The organism is Streptococcus zalophi, assembly GCF_016481285.1.
In the GTDB taxonomy this organism is placed as follows: Bacteria; Bacillota; Bacilli; order Lactobacillales; family Streptococcaceae; genus Streptococcus; species Streptococcus zalophi.
Genome location: NZ_JAENBP010000020.1, coordinates 1 through 556, shown reverse-complemented (window position 1 = coordinate 556; position 556 = coordinate 1). Strand labels below are relative to the sequence as shown.

1 pseudogene is annotated in these 556 nt (G+C 46.6%); it reads left to right on the top strand.

From position 1 onward, the window contains the following. A pseudogene (locus JHK64_RS07485) lies at positions 1–556 on the top strand (CshA/CshB family fibrillar adhesin-related protein); the annotation flags it as partial.

Sequence of the window (556 nt, the reverse complement as noted above, 5' to 3'; positions counted from 1 at the left end):
ACTTATACCGTTGCACCAGATGGCACTGTTACCTTCACTCCAGAATTAACCTTCATAGGCACAGGAAGTGGCGTAACCGTTAAACGTGTTGATGTTAATGGCACTTCTGTCACAGCTAAGTATACGCCAACAGTTAAACCAGTCACCCCAACAAGTGAGGATGCCACCTCAACTGGTCTCCAAGGCCAAGTCCAAACTGGTACACCAGCCTTTACGGCAGGTGATTCACTTGTTCCGATGGATGATACGGTTCCAGCCACCTTTGAAGACGGTAGCACAGCAATAACTATTCCTGGAGAAGGGACTTATACCGTCGCACCAGATGGTACAGTAACCTTCACGCCAGAACCAACCTTTACGGGGACAGGAACTGGTGTAACGGTTAAACGATTGGACGTTAATGGTACTGCTTTAACAGCTAAGTATACGCCAACAGTTAAGCCAGTTATTCCAACAGGAATAGATGTGAGTTCGGTTGGTGAATATGGTGAAACTCAAGTAGGTACACCAGTCTTTACGGCAGGTGATCCACTTGTTCCAATGGATGATAGTGTTC